Here is a 20,956-nt window from a genome sequence, read left to right on the forward strand (position 1 = left end):
GCCGACCGGCTACGCCGCACGGCGGATCCACCCCTCGCTTTTGTTCCTCTCACGCAGGCCGGGTACGAAATTTTGTCACCAGACATCAGAAAACCGGGGCTTTTGCTACCAGGGTGATACATTTCGCCGCCCGCTTTCGATGTGTCCGGTGTCACCCCTCAAGGCTGCGGGGAAGGAGCTGTGACCGTGACCGGGCGCGTACTGGACGATTCGGCCGATTCGGTGGTGCTGCCTGGGCGGCTCGCCGACATCATGCGGCCGGAACTGGAAAGTGTTTCCGAGGAGATCGTGACCGAGATCCGGGGGCTGATTCCCGAATACCGGCGGCCGATCGACGGACCCTACGGAAAGTCGATCCGCGCGGGCGTGAGCCACGCGATCGCCTTGTTCGTCGAGCAGATCGCCAATCCGACCGCCTCGAAGGATCATGCCCACGAAGTGCACAGGAGGCTGGGCCAGTTCGAGATGCGGGAGGGCCGCAGCCTCGACACCTTGCAGGCCGCCTACCGGGTCGGCGCGAGGGTGGCGTGGCGGCGCATCATGCGGGTCGGCAGGAGGAGCGGTTTCTCGTCGGCGGTGATGTCGCAGCTCGCCGACGCCATGCTGGCTTTCATGGACGAGCTCGCCTCGGTGGCCCTCGATGGCTACCTTGAGGCCAAGGCGGGCTCTGCCGACGCGTTGGACACGTGGCGAAGACGTTTGCTGCAACTCATTCTCGAACGCCCTTCCGCGCCGTCCGAGGCGATCCACGAGCTGGCGCAGCTCGTCAACTGGCCGGTTCCGGAGCTGGCGACACCGATCGCGGTGCGCCCGCTTTACCGCTCGGCCTCACCGGGGCATCCCGCGCTCGACCCCGAGATCCTTGCCGAACTGGGCGGCAGGGAGCCGCACGTGCTGGTTCCCGGCGAGCTGACGAAGCAGCGCCTGCTGATGTTGCAGGCGGCGATGCCGGAGTCGCGCCTGGCGATCGGCCCTTGCGTGCCGCTCGACGCGGTCGCCGACGCGCTGCGCTGGTCGAGGAAGACACTGAACCTCGTCGACGAGGGTTCGTTGCCCGCGCTGCGGGTGACGTGGGTGCAGGACCGCCTTCCGCTGTTGCTGCTGCATTCCGACGAATCGCTGGCCGGGCAGTTGCGGCGCAGGCTGTACGGCCTGATGGAGGGGCTCACGAGCAAGCAGCGGGACCGGATGCTGACGACGTTGCGGGCGTGGCTCGACGCGCAGGGAAACGTGCTCGACGTCGCCGGAAAACTCGCGGTGCATCCGCAGACGGTGCGCTACCGGATGCGCCAGCTCGAAGCCATGTTCGGGGAACGCCTGCACGACCCGGAATCCCGGTTCGAACTGGAATTGGCGCTGCGCATGCTGCGGCTCGGCAAGACAGCGGCGACGTCGCTGTCCCGGACGGCACCTCGCGCGCTCGCCGGGCTTCCTAGCGTGGCGCCAGTTCGGTGATGACCCAGCCCTCACCTTCGCGCTGGGCGGTCACCAGCAGCTGAGCCGCCGCGACGCCGGGCTTGCCGTCGGCCCTGGTCGCCGACTGGTCGAGGAACGCGAGCACGGTGGCGCGGTCGCCGGTGAGGGAGAGCACCGCGGAGCCGACCACCTGTGTCGTCAGCGAAAGCCGTTGCTCGGGTGCTTGTTCGCGCACCCTCGCGAAAAGGTCCCGGTAGGTGTCGAGTGCCTGGCCTCTCAGTACTTCGCTCGCGGCCTTCTCGGTTGTGCCGATGTCGTCGAAGGCGTAGGAGAACACGGTGTTGAGCGCCCTGGTGACTCCGGCGTTGACCTCTGCGGTGCGTTGCTGGTCGACCAGCGCCTCGTTGCTCGCCGATGGCGAGGAGCGCAGGCCGCTTGCCTCGACGGTGAACCACGTTCCCAGCCCGAAGAGTACGGCGGCGGCGATGGCGAACACGACCGCGAGCCGGTGCCCGGCGGCCTTGTCGCGCACGTTCTTGAGCGCGATCACGACGCACCTCCGAGGGGAACCTGGTTGAGCGCGCTGAGTTTCCACTCGCCGTCGGTGTGTTGCAGTCGTGCGGTGAACCGGTTGCGGGCGGTCGCCGGTTCGGCGCCTTCCTTCGCGGTGGTGATCTCGACGGAGACGAGCATGGTCGCTGTTCCCGCGCGCTGGTCGAGATCGCTGATCGCGGCTTCGAGTACCTTCCCGGTGGCGACGGTTTCGTTGTCCCGCAACGTGTTCTTGGTTTCCTTGCCGGTCCCGGCGAATTCGTCGCGTAGCGGTCCCGTCGACGCGGCGACCCATCTGCCGATGCCACCGTCGATGTCGTGGTAGTCGAGGGTGGTGACCTCGGCGACGCGGGCGCGGCCCTGGGCAAGCGCCTCGTCGCGGGCTTGGGCGTAGGACAGGGTGTCGTCGCCCTTCGTGCTGATCCACGACCAGCCGCCCCAGCCCGCGTAGACCGCGGCGGCGGCGAGCACTCCGGCGGCGATTCTGGTCACTTTGTCAGCCACAGCAACTCCTCCAGGGTGGTCGAAACGGAAGAGAGCGGGGCGTTGCCCGTTCCGGGAACCGCCGCGGCCGGAACCCCGCCGACCGGGGAGTTCTGCGATCCGCGCACGGATCTGGGGTCGCCCCCCGGCAGGGTGCAGGCGGCCGAGGTGTTGAACGGCGCGGGCGAGGTGTCGGTGCCGGGACGATAGGTGGTGCCCTCGTAGCCCCGCACGCAGGGAAGCGGATCGAAGAAAGTCAGTGCCAGCGACAGGTTTCCGCCGTCGGGCGTGATGGCCGTCGAGGTCGAGGCGACGGCTTTGGGCGTCAGCACGAAGAACTGTTCCATGCCGTCGGTGCGCGCTTCGAACAGCCTTGCCGTGGTGAGCAGGTTCGCGACGAGGATGGAAAGCCCAGGGTCGGTGTCCTTGAGCAGTCCGCTGAGCTGGGTCGCCGCCTGCGGCGCCGTGCCGATGAGGGTGCGCAGGTCGCCGTCGGCTCCGGCGAGTTCGGCGGCGAACAGCTTCGCGTTGCTGCCGAAGGAACGCCAGGCCTGCGCCGAATCGGCCTGCGTGCGCAGCACGGTGGCGCCGTCGTCGATGAGCGCCGTCGTCTGTGGCAGAAAGTCGGTAGCGGTGCGGGTGAGCGAACTTGACGTGTCGAGCAGCAGTTGCAGGCTAGGGCCCGTCCCGTGCAGCGCGTTGTAGAACTCGTCGACCACGACCCGCAGCGAATCGGTCGGCACCGATTCGGTGAAGTCGCTGAGGCTGCCGAGCAGGTTCTCGACGGGCAGCGGAAGTGTCGATGCCTCGCGGGGAATGATGGCGCCCTCGTCGAGGTAGGGCCCGTCCTCGGTGCGGGGTTGCAGGTCGACGTACTGCTCGCCGACGGCGGATCGGTTGGCGACGACGGCGCGGGAGTTCGTGGGGATCGGCGGCGCGGAGGAATCGATGAGCAGGTCGGCTTCCATGCCGGTGTCGGTGAGCCGCAGTTCGCCGATCCTGCCGATGGCCACGCCCCGGTAGGTGACCTCGCCGTTGGTGAAGATGCCGCCCGCCTCGGAAAGTTCGAGCTTGACGACGTAGCCGCCCGCGCCGAAAAGCCTGCCGAGGCCCGCGTAGTTGGCTCCGACCAAGGCGACGGCGGCGAGCGCGACGGCGATGAAGGCGATGACCTGGACGCGGATCTTGGCGCTGAGCATCAGGGAGTCCCCCCTTCGGTCGGCGCGACGGACGTCGGCGGAATCGGCAGCGGCGGGATGGGTTCGGTGTACCCGGCCGAAGGGGTGATTTCGACGAACGCGTTGAGGTAGTCGCCTTTGAGGCCGTCGAGTACCGCGTCGGTGAACGGGAAGGTGGGCAGGATCTCCAGCGCCTGCGGCAGGTTCTGGCCCGCGTCGGCGAGCCTGCCGAGCAAGGGCGCGAGTGCCTTGAGGTCGGCGACCATGTCGTCCTTGCTGCGGTTGATGACGTCGACCGTGACATCGGAGAGTTCGTCGAGCGATTGCAGCATGGTGACCAGCGCCGTGCGCTGCTCGCTGAGCGCGGCGAGCCCTGGCGAGAGGTTGTTGAGCGCTCCGGTGATCGCCTCGTCGCGTTCGGCAAGGGTCGAGGCGAGCCGGTTGAGCCCGTCGAGCGCGGCGGTGATGTCGGTGCGGTGCTGGTCGAGGTTGGTCATGAGGGTGTCGACGCCGGTCAGGAACGACTTGATCTCCTTCTCGTTGCCGTCCATGACGTCGTTGAGTTCCCTGGTGATGGTTTGCAGCTGACCGATGCCGCCGCCGTTGAGCAGCAGCGACAGCGCGCCGAACACCTCCTCGACCTCGGGATGCCGGTTGGTCCGCGTGAGCGGGATCAGCGCGCCGTCGCCGAGTTCGCCGATACCGGCTTCGGTTTCGTTGCGGGGTGCGGCCAGTTCGACGAACTTCTCGCCGAGCAGGCTGGATTGCCGGATGTTGGCCACGGCGTTGGCGGGCAGTGTGATGTCGCCGTTGACGGAGAGCACCACCTGCGCGGTCCAGTCGTCCTTGCCGCCGAGCCCGATGGACTCGACCCTGCCGACCGCGACGTCGTTGACCTTGACCGCGGAGTGGGGGACGAGGTCGAGTACGTCCCTGAACTGCGCGGTGACCCGGTAGGGGTGGTCGCCGAGGTCGGCGCCGCCTGGCAGCGGAAGATCGTAGATGCCGTCGAACCCGGCCGGCGCGCAGGCCGCCGTCGCGCCGAGCAGCGCGGCACACAGCAGGACTCCGGCTTTTCTCATGGGCCACCGCCGGTTGTGCTCGTCGGGGCGATCGGAAGGTATTCGAGCAGGTTGGTCCTGCCCTGCATGGTGCCGCTGGAGGGATCGAAGGTGTTGTAGGCGTTCTCGACGGCGAGCGGGATGTCGTCGAGAACTTCGGCCAGCGAGGCCCTGTTGTTCACCAGCGTCTGTGTCGTTCCGGCCAGTTTGTCCACATTGGCCTGAATCGCGGCCCTGTTGTCCTTGATGAACGCCTGTACGTCGGCGAGCGCCGTGCCGAGCGTGTTGAGCGCGGCGGCCAGTTCCTCCCTGTCCGCGGAAAGGGTCTGCCACACGCGGGACAGCTGGTCGGCGACGAGGCGTACCTGGCTGTCGTTGCCCGCCAGCATGTCGGTGAACTTCTGGAGTTCGTCGATGGTGCCGAACAGATCGCCCTCCGAACCGCTGAGGGTGCGGGTCAGGTCGGCGAAGTTGCGGATGCTCTCCGAAAGCGCCGTGCCGTTGCCGCGCATGTTGGCCGCCCCGGTGTCGAGCAGGTCCGACAGCGCCCCCTCGCCGTTGGCTCCGTCAGGGCCGAGCGCGGTGACGAGGTCATTGAGGCTCGTGTACAGCTCGTCGAGTTCGACGGGGGTCGCCGTGCGCGTCGCGGGGATCACGGTCCCGTCGGTCAGTGAGGGACCGCCCCGTGCCAGGTCGGAAAGCTGTACGTAGCGGTCGGCGACGACGCTGGGCGCGACGATGACGGCGTGCGTGTTGGTGGCGACCGGCGCGTCCCTTTCCACGGTCATCACGACCTCGACCTGTTCGCCCTTCGGCGTGACCGACTCGACCTGCCCCACCCTGACGCCGAGTACTCGCACGTCCGATCCGGAGTAGACGCCGACGGCGCGGGTGAAGTAGGCGGTGACGCGATTGTCGGTCTCGCGGGCGAAAACCCACCACAGTACGGCGGCGAGGAAGAGCCCGGCGACGAGGGCGAGCGCGCCGATCCTGGTCAGCCGGAGCCGCATCCGGGTCGTGGTCATCGGCCACCTCCCGATGAGATGCGGGGCGGGACGCAGGGGTCGCGGTTCTCCGGCACGAGGCCGCACAGGTAGTTGTCGATCCAGTGGCCGTTGCCGATGGTGTTGTTGACGACCCGGAAGTAGGGCGCGGCGAGCTTGATGCTGCGGTCGATGTTGTCGTTCTGCCGTTGCAGGATGTCGGTGACGTGACCGAGTTGTTCCAGCGTCGGCGAGAGCTGGGCCTGGTTGTCGGCGACGAGCCCCGACACCTGATCCGCCAGTGACCGGGTTCCGGTGAGCAGCCGGTGGATGGCGTCTCTGCGATTGTCCAGTTCGGTCAGCAACAGGTTGCCGTCGTTGATGAGGGTTTCGAATTCGTCGTTCGAACCGGCCAGCGTCTTGGTGATGGTGTGCGCGTTGCTCAGCAGGTCGGCGAGCTGGTTGTCGCGGGAGGCGATGGTCCGCGAAAGCGAGCTGAGCCCGTCGAGCGCGGTGCGCACGTGTTGCGGCGAGTCCCGGAAGGCGTCCGAAAGCGTGCGGAAGCTTTCCGCGAGCTGGTCGGTGTCGAGCGCGGCCGCCGTGCTGGCGAGACCTTCGAAGGCCGTGGTCACGTCGTAGGGCGTCGTGGTGCGGTCGAGCGGGATGGCGACATCGGGGTCCTGCACGTCGTTGCCGCTGGGGTAGAGGTTCAGGAACTTCTGACCGAGCAACGTCTTGATCTTGATCTCGGCCGTGCTGCGGTCGCCGACCCAGGTGTCGGAGACGCGGAAGGTCACCAGCACCCTGTCCTCGGCGAGTTCGACGTCGGTGACCTCGCCGACCTTGATCCCGGCGACGCGGACCTCGTTGGAGGGCTGGAGCCCTGCCGCTTCGCTGAACTCGGCCTGGAAACTGGTTCCGGTGCCGATGAGGGGAAGGTTCTCGTAGTTGAGGATCGCGGCGCCGACGGCGGCGATGAGCGCCGTTCCCACGATGCCGGTGGTGAAGGCGTTGCGTTCGCGGAAGGACTTCATCGGGTACACCTCGCCGGAAGCGGTCCTGGGTTGGTGGACTTCGGCGGGTCGGTCAGCAACGTTCCCTCGCACAGGTAGAAGTTCATCCAGGTGCCGTAGGAGCTGATCCGCCCGATGTCGGTGAACTTCCTCGGCAGCACGTCGAGCGTCCTGTTGATGTCGGCCGAGCCGCTGTTGAGGTTGGCCGAGAGCACCCCGAGTTCGGCGATGCTGTCCTTGAGCGGGGGCCGCGCGGCTTCGAAAAGCCCCGCCGTCGCGGTGGTGAGCGAGGCGAGCCCGTCGACGGCCTCGCCGATGGCTTCGCGGTCACTGGCCAGCCCCGACACCAGCTGTTGCGTCGTGGAGACCAGTGTGGACAGTGCGTCGCCCTCGTTGTTGACGGTGGCGAGCACCGAGTTGAGGTTGTCGATCACCTCGCCGATGACCTGGTCCTTGTCGGCGAGCGTCGAGGTCAGCGACCCGGTGTGGGCGAGCAGGCTCTCCACCGTTCCGCCTTCCCCTTGCAGCACCTGAACGATCTCGCCGGAGAGCTGGTTGACGTCCTGAGGCGACAGTGCGCGAAACAGCGGCTGGAAGCCGTTGAACAGCTCGGTCAGGTCGAGCGCGGGTTGCGTGCGGTCGAGCGGGATCTCGGTGCCGGGAGGCAGCGGAGTGCTGTCGGGTTGCGGTCCTCGCTCAAGCGCGATGTAGCGCTGGCCGATCATGTTGCGGTACCTGATGGTCGCGGTGACGTCGCTCGGCAGTTGCCTGCTGCTGTCGACGGAGAACCGGACGAGCGCGATGTGCTGGTCGACCACCTCAAGCGAGTCGACCTGTCCGACGCGGACGCCGGAGACGCGCACGTCGTCGCCGGGGTTGAGCGAGGTCGCGTCGGTGAACCTCGCCGCGTAGCCGGTCCGGTCCTGCACTCCGGTGTTGGAGACGGAGATCGCGAGTATCGCCGTGGCGAGTCCGGTGACGAGGACGAACACGAGGCCCTTGATCAGTGGTGCCGCGATCTTTCTCATTCGAGAGTCACCTCGGTTCCCCGGTACAGCGGCCCGACGAGCACGCTGCTCCATTCCGGTACCTCACCCGGCACGACGTCGAGTTCCGGCGCGAGCAGGCTCGACAGCAATTCCCTCTCCTGCGGCGAGTTCGGCAATCCGAGGTCCCCTCCGGAACCCGGCAACAGGGGATGGGTCCTGCTGCCGGGTTCCGCCGCGGCGACTCCCGCCGTCGGGGCGACCCCGCTCGGGTAGCAGCGCGGGCCTCCGGTCGCGGTGTAGGCGGGGGTGTCGATCCCCGGCCGGTACGCGCCTCTCGACTGCGTCACCGTGGCGCTCAGGTGCAGGCCCGGTTCGGCGCTGTCCTTGCCGAGCACCTTGTCCATGGAGGCCCGCAGGTCGTTGAGTGCCTTGAGGGTGCAGGGGAAGCTCGGTGAGTAGCGTGCGGCGACCTCCAGCGGTTCGCGGCTGGTCGCGGCGAGACCGATGAGGTTGTCCTTGTTGGCGCGCAGGAATCCCGTGACGTCCTGCGACGTCGAGGTCACCTGTGCGTAGAGCAGGTTCAGCTCGCCCGCCTTTTCCTTGATGGTGCCGAGGGTGACGGCGGTGTCGGTCAGCGCGTCGAGAACGTCGGGGGCGATGTCGCCGTAGAGGTCGCTCACGGTGGCGAGGTCGCGGATGTTCTCGTTGAACCGGGGCAGGCTCGGGTTGAACTCCTCGAAGTAGTTCGCGGCCTCGGCCAGCGTGTTGCCGAGTTGCGCGCCCCTGCCGTCGAGCGCGGTGGAGGCCGCGGTGAGCGTGCTGGCGAGTTTCTGCGGCTGCACGGCCTGCAACACCGGCAGCAGATTGTCGAAGACGCGTTCCAGTTCGATCGCGTTGGCCGACCTGTCCTGCGAGATCACGTCGCCCTCGCGCAACGGAGGCTGGTTGCTTCCGTCGGGAATGGACAGTTGGACGTAGCGTTCGCCGAAGAGGGTCTTCGGGATCAGCAGCGCGGCGACGTCCTTCGGCAGCCGCTCGACGGTGGCGGGATCGAGCGCGAGGCTGATCTCGGCACCGTCGCCGGTGGCGCGGATGTCCCTGACGTCGCCGACGATCACGCCCCGCGCCTTGACGTCGGCGTTGACCCTGAGCTGGTTGCCGACCCTGTCGGTGTGCAGGGTGACCATGACCGACGAGACGAAGTCCTTGTTGTAGATGCGCACCGACAGCGTGATGAGCAGCGCCATCACGAGCAGGAACGCGACGCCCGCCGCGCGGATTCCCAGTTTGCGTGCCAATGTCGGTCTCATCCGGCCACCCGCACGGTCGTCGTGGCGCCCCAGATCGCGAGGCTGAGGAAGAAGTCGAGCACCGCGACCGCGACGATCGCGGTGCGCACCGCCCTGCCGACCGCGACGCCCACCCCGGCCGGCCCTCCGCTGGCGCGGTAGCCGTAATAGCAGTGGGTCAGTACGACGACAACGCTGAACAGCAGCACCTTCCCGAAGGACCAGAGCACGTCCTCCGGTGGAAGGAACAGTTCGAAGTAGTGGTCGTAGGTGCCTGCCGACTGGCCGAGGAACCACACCGTGACCTGCCGCGAGGCGATGTAGGAACTGAGCAGTCCGATGGCGTAGAGCGGGATGATGGCCACGAATCCCGCGATGATCCTGGTGGTCACCAGGTAGGGAATGCTGGGGATGCCCATGACCTCAAGCGCGTCGATCTCCTCCGAGATCCGCATCGCGCCGAGTTGCGCGGTGAAGCCGCAGCCGACGGTCGCCGACAGCGCGAGCCCCGCCACGAGCGGCGCGATCTCGCGGGTGTTGAAGTAGGCGGAGATGAACCCGGCGAAGGCCGCGGTGCCGACCTGGCTCAGCGCGGTGTATCCCTGGATTCCCACGACGACACCGGTGAACAGGGTCATCCCGAGCATCACGCCGATCGTGCCGCCGATGACGGCGAGCGCGCCGCTGCCGAAACTGACCTCGGCCAGCAGCCGGATGATTTCGGTGTAGTAGCGGCGAAGCGCCCTCGGCACCCAGGCGAGCGCGCGCAGGAAAAACAGGATGGCGTCGCCGAGCGTGTCGAGGAAGCCGAACTGCCTGTCGATCGAGTCGAGCGCGATCCGCGACCGTGGTGTGGTGACCATCCCCTCACATCCCCTTAGGCGGCACGAGTTGCAGGTACACGGTCGACAGCGCCACGTTCAGCAGGAACAGCAACAGGAAGGTGATGACGACGGACTGGTTGACCGCGTCGCCGACGCCTTTCGGCCCCGCGGCGGGGTGCAGTCCCCGGTACGCGGCGACGACACCGGCGACGAACCCGAAAATGACCGCTTTGATCTCGCTGATCCACAGGTCGGGCAACTGGGCGAGCGCGGAGAAACTCGCCAGGTAGGCGCCGGGCGTCCCGCCCTGCATCACGACGTTGAAGAAGTAGCCGCCGAGTACGCCGACGACGCTGACCATGCCGTTGAGGAACAGCGCGACGCCCATCGCGGCGAGGACTCTCGGCACGATGAGGCGCTGGACGGGGGAGACGCCGAGTACTTCCATGGCGTCGATTTCCTCGCGGATGGTGCGCGATCCGAGGTCGGCGCAAATGGCCGAACCACCGGCTCCCGCGATCAGCAGCGCGGTGACGATGGGGCTCGCCTGCTGGATGATCGCGAGCACGCTCGCCGCTCCGGTGAACGACTGCGCGCCGATCTGGTTGGTGAGCGAGCCGACGTGTAGTGCGATGACGCCGCCGAACGGGATCGCGACCAGCGCGGTCGGCAGGATGGATACGCTTGCGATGAACCAGAATTGCTGGATGAACTCACGGAACTGGAAGGGCCGCCGGGGGATGTAGCGGATGACGTCGAACGCGAGCGCGTAGAGTCGTCCGGTTTGCCGGATCGCCGCCGCGCCGGGGAACCTGTCCCGGCGGCGGCGGTCGGCGTCGACTGCCACCACAACCTCCTTCGCTGGTTTCTCTCACCGTTTACTCCGAATGCTGCGAAACAGTGGTAGAAACGGTTGCAGCGTCGTTCATCGAGAATGTTTGTTACTTGCCAGTACGCTAACGGTGCATGCGTGTACTGACAAGAACGTGCCATGTGGTCATTGGTTACGGATCAGTTCTTGTCAGTTTTCGACAAAAGCGCTGCCCGGATCTTGTGCCGCGGTGAGTGTTGTGGCGGAAAAGTCCAGGTCGCGGGAGTCGGTTGTCATCGATCCGGTAAGTCCGCGTCGGCAGCAAGGGGCACGGCAAGTGTTTCTTGCCGGGGTGAAAAGGTTGGCCGGACGCTTCGTCGGCAAGAATTCGCGAAACGTCTCCCGTTTATTGTTCTGCTTTTTCTCCGCGTCTTCGGTGCGGCTGTTTTCGGAATTCGAGGGCTTCGCTCGGCCTTCCTCGTGTTGCCGTGTTCGCCCGCGCTGTGCCGTCGTTCATGGTGGTAGTCGGAGTGCTCAGGCGCCGCCGTCCTCGCGGTGGCCGCCGACTCGGTGCCGAGGGGAGGCGAATTTCGCCGCGACGATGGACGTCCCGTTATGCGGCATTCGCCTTTTCCCTGGCCGGTCCTTTCCGGTCGGTTCGTGAATCCTGAATGGTGCGAATGCGATAGTGAGGCCGGAAAGTCGACAGTCAAGGCGATCCTTTTGTGCGGCCCGTGCAAGAACCCGGAGGAACTTTGTCGAACCGTGAGTGTTCTCCGTGCCGACGCGGGTCAACGCGTGATGTCCTGCCGATGAGAAGGATTTCCGCGACGGTTTCTGTCACGTTGTGACAATCGATGGTCCGTTCGGCACAGCGGTACTGCGGATCCCTGCCGAACTTTGTTGTAAACGCCAGGTGAACCGGCTAACGTACTCGCCGGTAGGTTTGGGATAGTTCTCTCCGGGACCTGCCGCACTGCGTGCACCAGGTCGCGGCCGTGGTCTGCCACGTGCCCGCGAGTTCACTTCGCTCGAAACCATTTGCTCGACAAACTGGTGGAGGAATGCACTCATGCGTAATAGACGGATGGCCGCGGCAGTGACCGGTTTTCTCGCGATGGGCGCTGCGGTCGCCATCGCGGCGGCGCCTGCGGCGTTCGCGCAGCAGGCGATCACCGTGACCAACCCGAATGGCAACAACGCGGTCGCCGCGCACACCGACAGGGTCGATCTGCGCAACGTCACCAGCGGGGTCGACTTCTTCTGTGTGACCTCGGGCAGCGTCCGTGCTTCCACGGCCAACGGTTCGATCAACTCGGGTTCCTACACGACACCCGCGGACGTGGGCGACTTGAACGTCACGTTCAACAACTGTGACGGGCCGCTCGGCCCTGGCACCGCGGTACCGAACCCGGGTAGCCAGCCCTACGACCTGGTGATCACCGGAACCTCCGGTGGCACATCGACCGGCTACGTCGGACCGGTTGACGTGCACGTGTCGATGGCGGGCTGCGACTTCGACGTCGTCGGTCACGCGCCTGGCAGGTACAACAACGCCAACGTGCTGACGATGGACCCGGCCGTCGCGTTGCCAGCCGGTGTCGCGCCGTTGTCGCCGACCAGCATCGTCGGCTGCTTCGGCCTGGTGAACCCCGGCGACCAGTTGAGCTACGGGGCCGCCTACAACGTCACCAACCCGGCAAGCCCGATCATCATCAGCTAGGCCGAGAATCCGCCGTGGTGTGGGTGGCGATCAGCCAGCCCGCACCACGGCGACTTTCCTTGTACTTCCGCTGCCAGCCAGCGCATCGCGAGATTGGCCCCACCATGCTCGTTCGCCCGCGTTCCCCGCTCGATACCCGGCGAGGTGGTGACTCGTGAGCCGTGCCGGATCGAGACCACGCAGAGCGATTCTGGTTTCCGCCCCGCTGATCGCGGGGTTGCTGGCGGCGGGCCTTGTCTCCCAGGGCAGCGCGCTGGCCGGCCAGCAGGTCGAACTCGCCCTTGGCTACACATGTCACTCGCCGACGACGTCGTACCCCGCCACGGTCACCGTCAAGGCGTTGTTCCCCGCGAACGCGGTGACGGGACAGCCGGTCGCGGTCGAGGCGGTCAACCTCGACGTGGTGTTGCCCGAGGTTGCCGCGGCCGAACTGAGGGGGCAGGGCGCGACGATGGCGGGCGGGACCGCCGCCCTCAGCGTCACCGCGTCGGGGGCGGAGTCGAGCTGGCCGGATCTGGCGATCCCGGCGACGGCACTGCCGGAGGCGGGCGAGCTGACTTTGGCGGCGTCCGGCCCGGTGCCCGCGATCGAGGTCGCCGAGCCGGGCGAGCTGACGGTGTCAGCGGGCGCGCTTGCGTTGAGCCTGAATGGTTTCCGGGCGGATGGCTCGTCGGCTGAGCCACCTGTCACCGCGGTGGCGTGCGAACTTCAGCCAGAGCAGAACGCCGTGCTGGCGACGCTGCCGGTCGGCGGGGAGTCGACGGCGCCGGACAGCAGCACGCCGGAAACCCCTGGCGCGGAACCCGGCGACTCGGACGCGAAGTCCATGCCCCGCGCCGAAGGTCTGCCGTTGCCGGGTGTGCAGCAGGAGACCCCCGAGAACTGCTTCGAGGTGCCCGTCGAGGATCCATCACCGTATCTCGGCTGTGCTTTCCAGGCCGGATACGCGAATGTCAAGAAATTGAACGGTGCGGTGTTACTCGGTTCACCGGAACCGATGTTGATGCGGGTCGATTACGGGGTAGCGCGAGGCAATCAACCCTGCGACGCGGGTACCGATCGCTTCGGTGACTACACCTGTACCGGCGCCATCGTGACCCATTCGAGGCTCACGTTGGACGTGCCTACCGCTGACCCTACGTTGCTGTCCTTCGGGTTCGTACCAGTCAAGGCGAAGGTGGCGATGACGGTGTCCGAGGAGAATCCGATCATCGCTGCTGAGAGCCGCATCGAACAACGGTTGTACACCGCTGACAACTTCCGCAGGTTCCCCTTGCTGGTAAGAGCGGAGGGGATGATGACCCTGCGTATGTATGACGTCGAGGTGAACGGGGTACCACTCGACGTCGGACCCGATTGCCGGTCAGCGCATCCCTTCACAGTCGTGTTCAACGGACAGTCCGCGCAGGCCGTGCCGATCTTGCTGGACGAGTACTCGGTGGCCTACGGCGGTGTCATCACCGGAACGATCACCATTCCGCCGTTCTCGGGTTGCGGTGTCACCGAAGACCTCGATCCACTCTTGACCGGCACGGTTTCCGGCCCTGGCAACTACACCCGGGTAAGCCAGGGCGATGTCTGTTTCAAATTGGGCAACGGTGTGTGCCCGCCGCCGCTCGCTGATCTTGGTCGGGACTGAGCCTGACGGTGAATGACCCGTCCTGACGAACTGGGAGGGAAACGCTGTGAGTGATCTCGAATGTCCTTGTACCGTGGCTTGGCTCGGGCGTCGTGGACGGACCCGCCTGCTGGCTGCCGGTCTTCTCGGACTATCGCTGGTCACTTTGCCCGGCGCCGCGTCAGCGGATGAGGGGCTCGGCACCTCTGCACCACCCATCGCGAATCAGCAATCGGCGCCGCCGGAAGGCTGCTTCGACACTCCGGTCGACGATCCGAGTGTGAACCTCGGCTGCGCGTATTTCACGATGACGGTCGATGTCGCGAAACTGGAAGGCGACATCGTCTTCGGTGACGTCGAGCCGGGCTTTCTGCGCGCCGACTATGGTCGGGCGCGAGGGAATCAGCCCTGCGACGCCGGTGTGGATCAGTTCGGCGATTACACCTGTAGCGGTGCGATCGTGACTGAATCTCGCCTCGCGGTGGATCCACTCGTTGCCACGCCCACTGTCGTCGCCGACGGCATCGGGACGGTGGAAGCGATACTGGAACTGACGATGGCCGAACCCGTTTTCGCCGCGCTATCGCGGATCGAACAGCGTCTGTACACCGACAACTTCAGACGATTTCCGCTTTTCTTCGAGACCGGCGCGAGTATGTCGGTTCGGCTTGCCGACGTGCGTGTCAACGGGGCTTCCTACGATGTCGGTCCGAACTGCCGGACCCAGGAACCCATCGACACCGTCCTATATGGAAGCTCCGGCCAAGCGATGCCCGAGCAGCCCGGCGAGTACTCGCTGGCATACGGCGGAACGTTGACGGGCTCCGCCACCATTCCGCCATTCACAGGGTGTGGCCCAAATGGCAGTCTCGATTCGCTGATCACCCAAGCGGTTTCCGGACCGGGGAACGCCATCGAGGTGCGACAGGGCGGGGTCTGCTTCGAAGCAGGCGAGGCTGGGTGTCCCCCAGCGTTGCCGGAAACCTGACGGGTCAGTGAGGAACACCGAAGGGAGGCGGTTGGCCATGAGAATGTCCGGATTGGCTGGTAGCCGCAGCGTGGCGCGGTTACCCGTGAAGACCCAGTCGAGTTCGCATCTGACTTGACACTTCCCGCAGGTGTCGAACCTCTCCGCGTGAACGACGACGCCGTTGGTTGTTTCGGCCTCTACAACCCTGGCGACCGGATCCAATTCACCGGCACTTTCACGGTGACCGATCCGAGTCCACCGCTGACGATAACCACGTCTTGACGAGAGTGGAGTGACCAATGAGGACGATGGGCCGAACGGCGATGGCCAGGCTGCTCGCCGGTATCACGGTCATTGCCGCGATCTTCCTCGCCGCCCCGGCGGCGTCGGCGCAGCAGGCCGTTACCGTCACCAACGGCGGGAGCTACAGTGCCGGGCTCTCGCCCGGCCCGGCGACACTGACCGTGAACGGCGTCGTCTTCGTAGAGTGCGCGTTCTCCCCGATGTCGTTGTCCGTCAGCAGCGGCGGCTTCACGACGCCCGCCGACATCGGCGACGTTTCGCTGACGCTGACGAGTTGTCTCGCTGGCTCCAATCCGGTCACGGTCACCGGCTCGGTCGGCGACATCGTCGTCACCGGCTACAACTCGGGCACCCAGATCTCCACCATGTACCTCGGCCCGGTCGACCTGCACTACTCGGCTTTAGGCTGCGATTTCGACGTCGCGGGGCACGCGACGTTCAGCTACGACAACCTCGGCGGGCTGGACTTCTCGCCTGGCGGTCCGCTGCCGCCGGGGATCGCGCCGCTGCACGTCGGCGCCGGGGCCACCTGCCTTGGTCTCGTCAACGCCGGTGATCCGGTCGGATTCACCGCCGCTTACCAGATTTCCGGACCACCGTTCCCGGTCGTCTCCTAGCGGCGGCACACAAACGCGGGGGCGGACGACCGGGCCAGGTGCGACCCGGTCAGCGGCTCGACGTCACGCACCACCTCGAAGAGGAAGCGAGAAACCATGTTCGGGTTGAGAGTGCGCCGCCGGGCGGGGCGCAGCCGCCTCCGCCGCAGCCTTGTCGCGACCGGGGTCGCGGCGGCGGCCGGAGCCGCCGTGATCGCGGGCGCCGTTCCCGCGAGCGCGGCGGAACCACCCACCCTCGCGGGTGCGTGGGCACCGCTGAACCGTTGTCCCGTCGACGCTCCCGCGATGCTCGCCGCGGACGGCGCGCAGACGGCGGCGCTGTGCCTTGCCGCGAGCGGTGACAGCGGCACGATGCAGATCGGCGGCAAAACCGTCCCGGTCGGCAAAACGGATCTCCAGTTCGGGGTGACCCGAGCCGGTTCGACGTTCACGGTGGTCTCCCCCTCGGGTGGCGCGCTGTCGTCGGCGCCGGTGAAAGTGCCGGGCGGGCTGCTGAACCTGATGTGCCCCAGCGACATCCCGGTGATCTCCGGCATCTGCGACAGGCTCGCCGACGCGAAGCTCAATGCCATCACCGCCTACGTCGAACCGGCGGGCGCTCCGAGCCAGTTCAACTTCGTCGCCGGTATCGGCGTCGACCAGCCGATCGTCAACCTGCCCATCAAGATCCGCCTCGACAACCCGATTCTGGGTTCGAACTGCTACCTCGGTTCGAACTCCAACCCCATCGTGCTGCGCCCCGCCAACACCACGAGGCCGGCCGTGGCACCCGTGCGCTTCGACGAGGACGGAACCCTCGACCCTGCCGGTCAGATGGGATACGTCGGCGCCAGCGGCGCCGATCAGGCCGACAACACGTTCAGCGTTCCCGGAGCCAATGGTTGTGGTCTGTTCGGCGCTCTCGACTGGGCGGTCAACCTGCAACTCGGGCTGCCGTCTCCGGCTGGGGAGAACAGTTTCGTGCTGAACAGCACGCAAACCGCGTTCGGTGGCCACTTCACACCGCTGACCTTCGCGCCTGACCAGGGACAGCGCCTTTCCGAGCACTGGCACGCCGCCGTGCGGTGACCGATCCGTTGCCCGGCAACCCGATGGTTGCCGGGCAACGACTATTTCGGACTATTCCGAGTGGCCAGCCGCGAACACCATGGTGGGGATCTCAGGGCCAGGCAGTCCCAGTAGCGCCGACAACGCGGCATCGTCGAAACCGGACACCGCGCAACAGGAAAGACCGAGGGCCGTCGCGATCAGGTACAGGTTCTGTACGGCGAGGCCGGAGTCGACGTGCACCGTCCGGTAGTGGCGCAGCGGATACTTGTCGAAGGCCACGTCGAGCCTGGCGGTCAGGGCGAGCGACACGGCGGCTCGCGGGACGAACTCCGGTTGCAGGTACACGTTTTTCAGTGCGGGCAGCGGATCCTCGTCGTCGAGTTCGACCAGTTCGTGCGAAACGGCCTCGTAGCGGTAAACGCCCGGTTTGAGCTGTTCGGCCTTGCGGACGACGACGTAGGCGCGCAGCACGTCGAGCCCGCCCGCGCTCGGCGCCATGCCTAGCGGATAGTCGCTGACTCCGAACGCGGGAACGAAACGCTGCACCCCGACGGAAAACCGCAGCAGCGCGCTCAACGCGGTCAGTTCGAGGTCCCGGTCGGCGTAGTCGTATGCGGAACGTCGCCTCGCCAGGGTCGCGACAAGGTCGGCGCGCGGAGGATGAACGTCCGGCAGCGGAAACCGCCTGCCCGTGGTGAGCTGGTGACCGTTCGTGCTGGTCTGCGAATTCAGCAGCCGGTGTACCGCGAGTGCACGCTCGGTGGTTTCCCGGCCACTCATCAACACCTCCGGTCATGCCCCGTTCGGGCTGGGTCGATGGCATCGTAACCCGCCGCCGAGACCGGTGGTTTCTACTTCACCAGGTCGGCGACGAGCTGGTAAGAGCGTTTACGGTCGTCCTGACCATACGTCGTCGTGGTGATCATGACCTCGTCGGCGCCGGTGTCGGCGAGCAGCGACTCCAGTCCTTTGCGGACGGTCTCGGGGGAGCCGACGATGTTGCTGGACATCCGCTCTTCGAGGAACACCCTGTCGAGGTCGGAGTAGTCGTAGGCAGCCGCTTCCTCGGGAGTGGGCAGCGGAATCGGTCTTCCCTTGCGCAGGCTCAGGAACGTGAGCCCGTTGGGCGCGGCGAGCCACTGGGCGTGTTCGTCGGTGTCGGCACACGTGACCGAAGCGCCCAGCATCACGTAGGGCTCCTCCAGTACGGCGGAGGGCTTGAACGAGTCGCGGTAGAGGGCGATCGCGGGCAGCGTGTTCTCCGCGCTGAAGTGGTGAGCGAACGAGAACGGCAGCCCCAGCATGCCCGCGAGCTGGGCGCTGAACCCGCTCGATCCGAGCAACCACACCGGCGGCTTGTTGCCCTCGGCCGCGACGGAATTCACAGGGCGGCCCTCCTCGTGCTCGAAGTAGCCGATCAGCTCGGCGAGCCGTTGCGGGAAGTCCTCCGCGCTGAGCCCTGCCGGACCGCGAAGGGCGTAGGCGGTGCGCTGGTCGGTGCCGGGTGCCCTGCCGAGGCCGAGATCGATCCGTCCTGGATGCAGCGCCTCCAGCGTGCCGAACTGTTCGGCGACCACGAGCGGGGCGTGGTTGGGCAGCATGACGCCGCCGGAACCGACCCTGATGCGCTCGGTCGCGCCGGCGACCTGACCGATCAGCACGGCCGTCGCCGAGCTGGCGATTCCCGGCATGTTGTGGTGCTCGGCCAGCCAGTAACGGTGATACCCGAGCGCTTCGGTATACCTCGCGAGGTCGAGCGTGTTGCGGAAGGCGGTGCCCGCGTCGGACCCGCTCACGACGGGCGAGAGGTCGAGCACGGAAAGCGGGATGTCGCGCAGCGTTGTCACGCAACGGTTCAACGCGCGGGGACGGTGGCCGCATTCCCCGCGCGCGCTCACGAATCGCCAGGCAGCCAGTCCGCGTCCGAGGCGAGCACGGTGAGCTGCTGGGTCGCCCTCGTCAGCGCCACGTACAGCACTCGCCTGCCGGTGAGCGATTCCGTGATCAGCTCGGTGGGGTCGAGCAGCACGACGGCGTCGTATTCGAGCCCCTTCGATTCAAGGCTGCCGACGACCTTGAGCCGGTCCTCGGCCAGCCCGGTGAGCCAGCCCGTCACCTCACCGACCCTGTCCATGGCGCAGATCACGCCGACGGTGCCCTCGACGGCGCCGAGCAGTTCCTTCGCCGCGGTCTGCACCTCGGCTTCCGCCGTTGCCTTCTCGATGGTCTGCACCTGCGGGGTCAGTCCCGTCGCGCGCACCGCGCGCGGCAGGTCGTCGCTCTCGGCGTGTCCCTCCACCACTTTTGCCGCGAGATCGAAGATCTCGGCCGAGTTGCGATAGTTCGTGCGCAACGTGTACCTGCGGTGCTCGGTGCGCTGCCCGAAAGCCTGATCCCGCGCCCGCCGCGCCTCGGAAGGGTCCGGCCACGAACTCTGCACGGGGTCGCCGACGACCGTCCAGCTCGCGTACTTCCCGCGCCTGCCGATCATGCGCCACTGCATGGGGGAGAGGTCCTGCGATTCGTCGACGACGATGTGCGAGTACTCGTCGTAGTGCTCCGGCCGCTGCCTCGCGCCGGAGCCGGTGTTGCCGCGCACCGGTTCGGCGTCCAGTTCCAGCCGTTGCCTGCGGCGGCGTTTGGGCGGGGGACCGAGCAGCACGCGCAGTTCGTCGAGCAGGGCGATGTCGGCGACGGACCAGTCGCCGGTCCGCCCGGAAAGCGACCTGGCGAGCATGCCGGTCTCGGTGGAGTTCAGCAGTGGTTTGGCCGCGCGGGCTGCCCTTCGCTCGTCGCCGAGCCAGCGCAGTACTTCCGCCGGGTAGAGCACCGGCCACCACACGACGAGAAACCGGTGGAAGTCGATGCGCTCGCCGAGATCGGTGATCAGCTCGGCGCGGTCGAAGCTCTTGCCGTCGGCCTTCGCGTGCTCCTCGGCCTTGTCGGCGAGCGCGTCGAGCAGTGCTTCGGCGGCCCGGACCCGGGAACGGTTCGGCGGGCCACCGTGGGTGTGCACCTTGCGGCGCACCCGCTCCAGTTCCTTGCCGCCGAGCTTGAGTACCTCGCCGCGGTAGACGATGCGCAGCTCGGTCGGCGCCCCGGGCGGCGTGTCCCTCAGCGCCTTCAGCAGCACCTTGCGCATGCGCAGCGAGCCCTTGACGGCGGCGAGCGCGGCGGAATCGTGCCGCGTGCCCTCGATGCCGTCGAGTACCTGACCGAGCGCGCGCAGGTCGACGTTCGTCTCGCCCATCGAGGGCAGCACCCGCGAGATGTAGTTCGTGAAGACGCCGGACGGGCCGACGACGAGCACTCCGGCGCCGCCGAGTTGCCTGCGGTAGCGGTACAACAGGTAGGCCGCCCTGTGCAGCGCGACGGCCGTTTTCCCGGTACCGGGCCCGCCGGTGATCTCGGTCACCCCGCGCCATGGCGCCCTGATGACCTCGTCCTGTTCCTTCTGGATCGTGGCGACGATGTCGCGCATCTGCTCGCCTCGGGACCTGCCGAGCGCGGCCATCAGCGCGCCCTCGCCGACGACGTTCATGCCGGGTGGTACCGCTTCCGGCATGAGCACGTCGTCGTCGACGTCGAGCACGTTCCGTCCCGAGCAGCGAATGACCCTGCGGCGCACCACGTCCATCGGTGCCTCGGCGGTGGCCTGGTAGAACGCGGCCGCCGCTGGAGCCCGCCAGTCGGTGACGAGGTTGTCGAACTCCGCGTCCCTGATGCCGAGCCTGCCGACGTAGACGGGCTCGGAAGAGGCGTGGTCTAGCTTGCCGAAAACGAGCCCCTCGTACTCGGCGTCGAGCGTCTGCAACGTCTGATTGGCGTGAAACACCATCATGTCGCGCTCGAAGAGCATCGAAGCCTGCTCGAAAACGGCTTCGCGCGCGGCACCGTGACCGATCTCGTATCCCTTGGCGCGCATGGCTTCCGCCTGGCTGCGCAGCTCGGCAAGCCGCGTGTATACGCGGTCGACGTGGGACTGTTCGATGGCGATCTCGGCCCGTCTGACCCGAGGTTCCGACACTCAGCGCTCCTCGCAGCTCAATCGCCGGGAAGGGGAAGAACGACAATAC

The 20,956-nt window shown here is 66.8% G+C and carries 19 protein-coding genes; 6 read left to right on the forward strand and 13 right to left on the reverse strand.

What is annotated here, in order from left to right; genetic code table 11:
• Positions 1-186 precede the first annotated feature (186 nt).
• Complete coding sequence (locus tag BAY61_RS06545) at positions 187-1,455, forward strand: PucR family transcriptional regulator (protein WP_245865864.1); 1,269 nt, start codon at positions 187-189, stop codon at positions 1,453-1,455.
• On the opposite strand, the gene BAY61_RS06550 is transcribed toward BAY61_RS06545, so the two are convergent.
• From BAY61_RS06550 to BAY61_RS06595, 10 genes are read right to left on the reverse strand one after another with little or no spacing between them, the layout of a single operon-like run.
• On the reverse strand, positions 1,433-1,966 hold the full coding sequence (locus tag BAY61_RS06550; RefSeq protein WP_245865867.1) for a hypothetical protein: 534 nt from the start codon (positions 1,964-1,966) through the stop codon (positions 1,433-1,435). The two genes, BAY61_RS06545 and BAY61_RS06550, sit on opposite strands and share 23 nt — an antisense overlap.
• Positions 1,963-2,472 (reverse strand): hypothetical protein, encoded by a 510-nt coding sequence (locus BAY61_RS06555; protein ID WP_091799791.1) that lies wholly within the window; start codon positions 2,470-2,472, stop codon positions 1,963-1,965. The genes BAY61_RS06550 and BAY61_RS06555 overlap by 4 nt, the downstream gene beginning before the upstream one ends.
• Positions 2,457-3,650, reverse strand: a complete 1,194-nt coding sequence (locus tag BAY61_RS06560) for an MCE family protein (RefSeq protein ID WP_091799794.1) — start codon at positions 3,648-3,650, stop codon at positions 2,457-2,459. Before BAY61_RS06560 ends, BAY61_RS06555 begins: the two co-directional genes overlap by 16 nt.
• Positions 3,650-4,711, reverse strand: a complete 1,062-nt coding sequence (locus tag BAY61_RS06565; protein ID WP_091799814.1) for an MCE family protein — start codon at positions 4,709-4,711, stop codon at positions 3,650-3,652. The genes BAY61_RS06560 and BAY61_RS06565 overlap by 1 nt, the downstream gene beginning before the upstream one ends.
• Complete coding sequence (locus BAY61_RS06570; protein ID WP_091799817.1) at positions 4,708-5,715, reverse strand: MCE family protein; 1,008 nt, start codon at positions 5,713-5,715, stop codon at positions 4,708-4,710. Before BAY61_RS06570 ends, BAY61_RS06565 begins: the two co-directional genes overlap by 4 nt.
• Positions 5,712-6,707, reverse strand: coding sequence for an MCE family protein (locus BAY61_RS06575; RefSeq protein WP_091799820.1), 996 nt, complete (start codon positions 6,705-6,707; stop codon positions 5,712-5,714). Before BAY61_RS06575 ends, BAY61_RS06570 begins: the two co-directional genes overlap by 4 nt.
• Positions 6,704-7,714: an MCE family protein gene (locus tag BAY61_RS06580; protein WP_091799823.1), complete on the reverse strand. Its 1,011-nt coding sequence runs from the start codon at positions 7,712-7,714 to the stop codon at positions 6,704-6,706. The genes BAY61_RS06575 and BAY61_RS06580 overlap by 4 nt, the downstream gene beginning before the upstream one ends.
• Entirely contained in the window at positions 7,711-8,985 is a 1,275-nt protein-coding gene (locus BAY61_RS06585) for an MCE family protein (protein ID WP_091799826.1), read from the reverse strand. The genes BAY61_RS06580 and BAY61_RS06585 overlap by 4 nt, the downstream gene beginning before the upstream one ends.
• A complete protein-coding gene (locus BAY61_RS06590) occupies positions 8,982-9,827 on the reverse strand; it encodes an MlaE family ABC transporter permease (protein ID WP_091799829.1) in 846 nt (281 codons plus the stop codon). Before BAY61_RS06590 ends, BAY61_RS06585 begins: the two co-directional genes overlap by 4 nt.
• A 4-nt stretch (positions 9,828-9,831) precedes the next feature.
• Positions 9,832-10,635, reverse strand: a complete 804-nt coding sequence (locus BAY61_RS06595; protein WP_091799832.1) for an MlaE family ABC transporter permease — start codon at positions 10,633-10,635, stop codon at positions 9,832-9,834.
• A 1,036-nt stretch (positions 10,636-11,671) separates the two neighbouring features.
• Here BAY61_RS06595 and BAY61_RS06600 point away from each other — a divergent pair.
• From BAY61_RS06600 to BAY61_RS06620, 5 genes are all read left to right on the forward strand, one after another.
• The gene (locus BAY61_RS06600) at positions 11,672-12,322 is read left to right on the forward strand and encodes a hypothetical protein (RefSeq protein WP_143021345.1); all 651 of its coding nucleotides are present in this window, start codon (positions 11,672-11,674) and stop codon (positions 12,320-12,322) included.
• 154 nt (positions 12,323-12,476) lie between these two features.
• On the forward strand, positions 12,477-13,961 hold the full coding sequence (locus tag BAY61_RS06605; RefSeq protein WP_091799838.1) for a DUF6801 domain-containing protein: 1,485 nt from the start codon (positions 12,477-12,479) through the stop codon (positions 13,959-13,961).
• Positions 13,962-14,007: 46 nt separating this feature from the next.
• Entirely contained in the window at positions 14,008-14,928 is a 921-nt protein-coding gene (locus tag BAY61_RS06610) for a hypothetical protein (RefSeq protein ID WP_143021346.1), read from the forward strand.
• 281 nt (positions 14,929-15,209) lie between these two features.
• Positions 15,210-15,830 (forward strand): hypothetical protein, encoded by a 621-nt coding sequence (locus BAY61_RS06615; RefSeq protein ID WP_091799844.1) that lies wholly within the window; start codon positions 15,210-15,212, stop codon positions 15,828-15,830.
• 96 nt (positions 15,831-15,926) lie between these two features.
• Positions 15,927-16,898 carry a hypothetical protein gene (locus BAY61_RS06620; RefSeq protein WP_245865870.1) on the forward strand — a complete coding sequence of 324 codons (972 nt, stop codon included), beginning with the start codon at positions 15,927-15,929 and terminating at the stop codon, positions 16,896-16,898.
• A 51-nt stretch (positions 16,899-16,949) separates the two neighbouring features.
• Here BAY61_RS06620 and BAY61_RS06625 read toward each other — a convergent pair whose 3' ends face one another.
• The 3 genes from BAY61_RS06625 to BAY61_RS06635 all read right to left on the reverse strand — a co-directional run bounded on the left by BAY61_RS06625 (position 16,950) and on the right by BAY61_RS06635 (position 20,907).
• Positions 16,950-17,660 carry a SagB/ThcOx family dehydrogenase gene (locus BAY61_RS06625; protein ID WP_091799847.1) on the reverse strand — a complete coding sequence of 237 codons (711 nt, stop codon included), beginning with the start codon at positions 17,658-17,660 and terminating at the stop codon, positions 16,950-16,952.
• A gap of 71 nt (positions 17,661-17,731) precedes the next feature.
• Positions 17,732-18,727 (reverse strand): LLM class flavin-dependent oxidoreductase, encoded by a 996-nt coding sequence (locus BAY61_RS06630; RefSeq protein WP_211323459.1) that lies wholly within the window; start codon positions 18,725-18,727, stop codon positions 17,732-17,734.
• 47 nt (positions 18,728-18,774) lie between these two features.
• Positions 18,775-20,907 carry a HelD family protein gene (locus BAY61_RS06635; RefSeq protein WP_091799850.1) on the reverse strand — a complete coding sequence of 711 codons (2,133 nt, stop codon included), beginning with the start codon at positions 20,905-20,907 and terminating at the stop codon, positions 18,775-18,777.
• Positions 20,908-20,956 lie beyond the last annotated feature (49 nt).

The organism is Prauserella marina, from assembly GCF_002240355.1.
Classification (GTDB): Bacteria; Actinomycetota; Actinomycetes; order Mycobacteriales; family Pseudonocardiaceae; genus Prauserella_A; species Prauserella_A marina.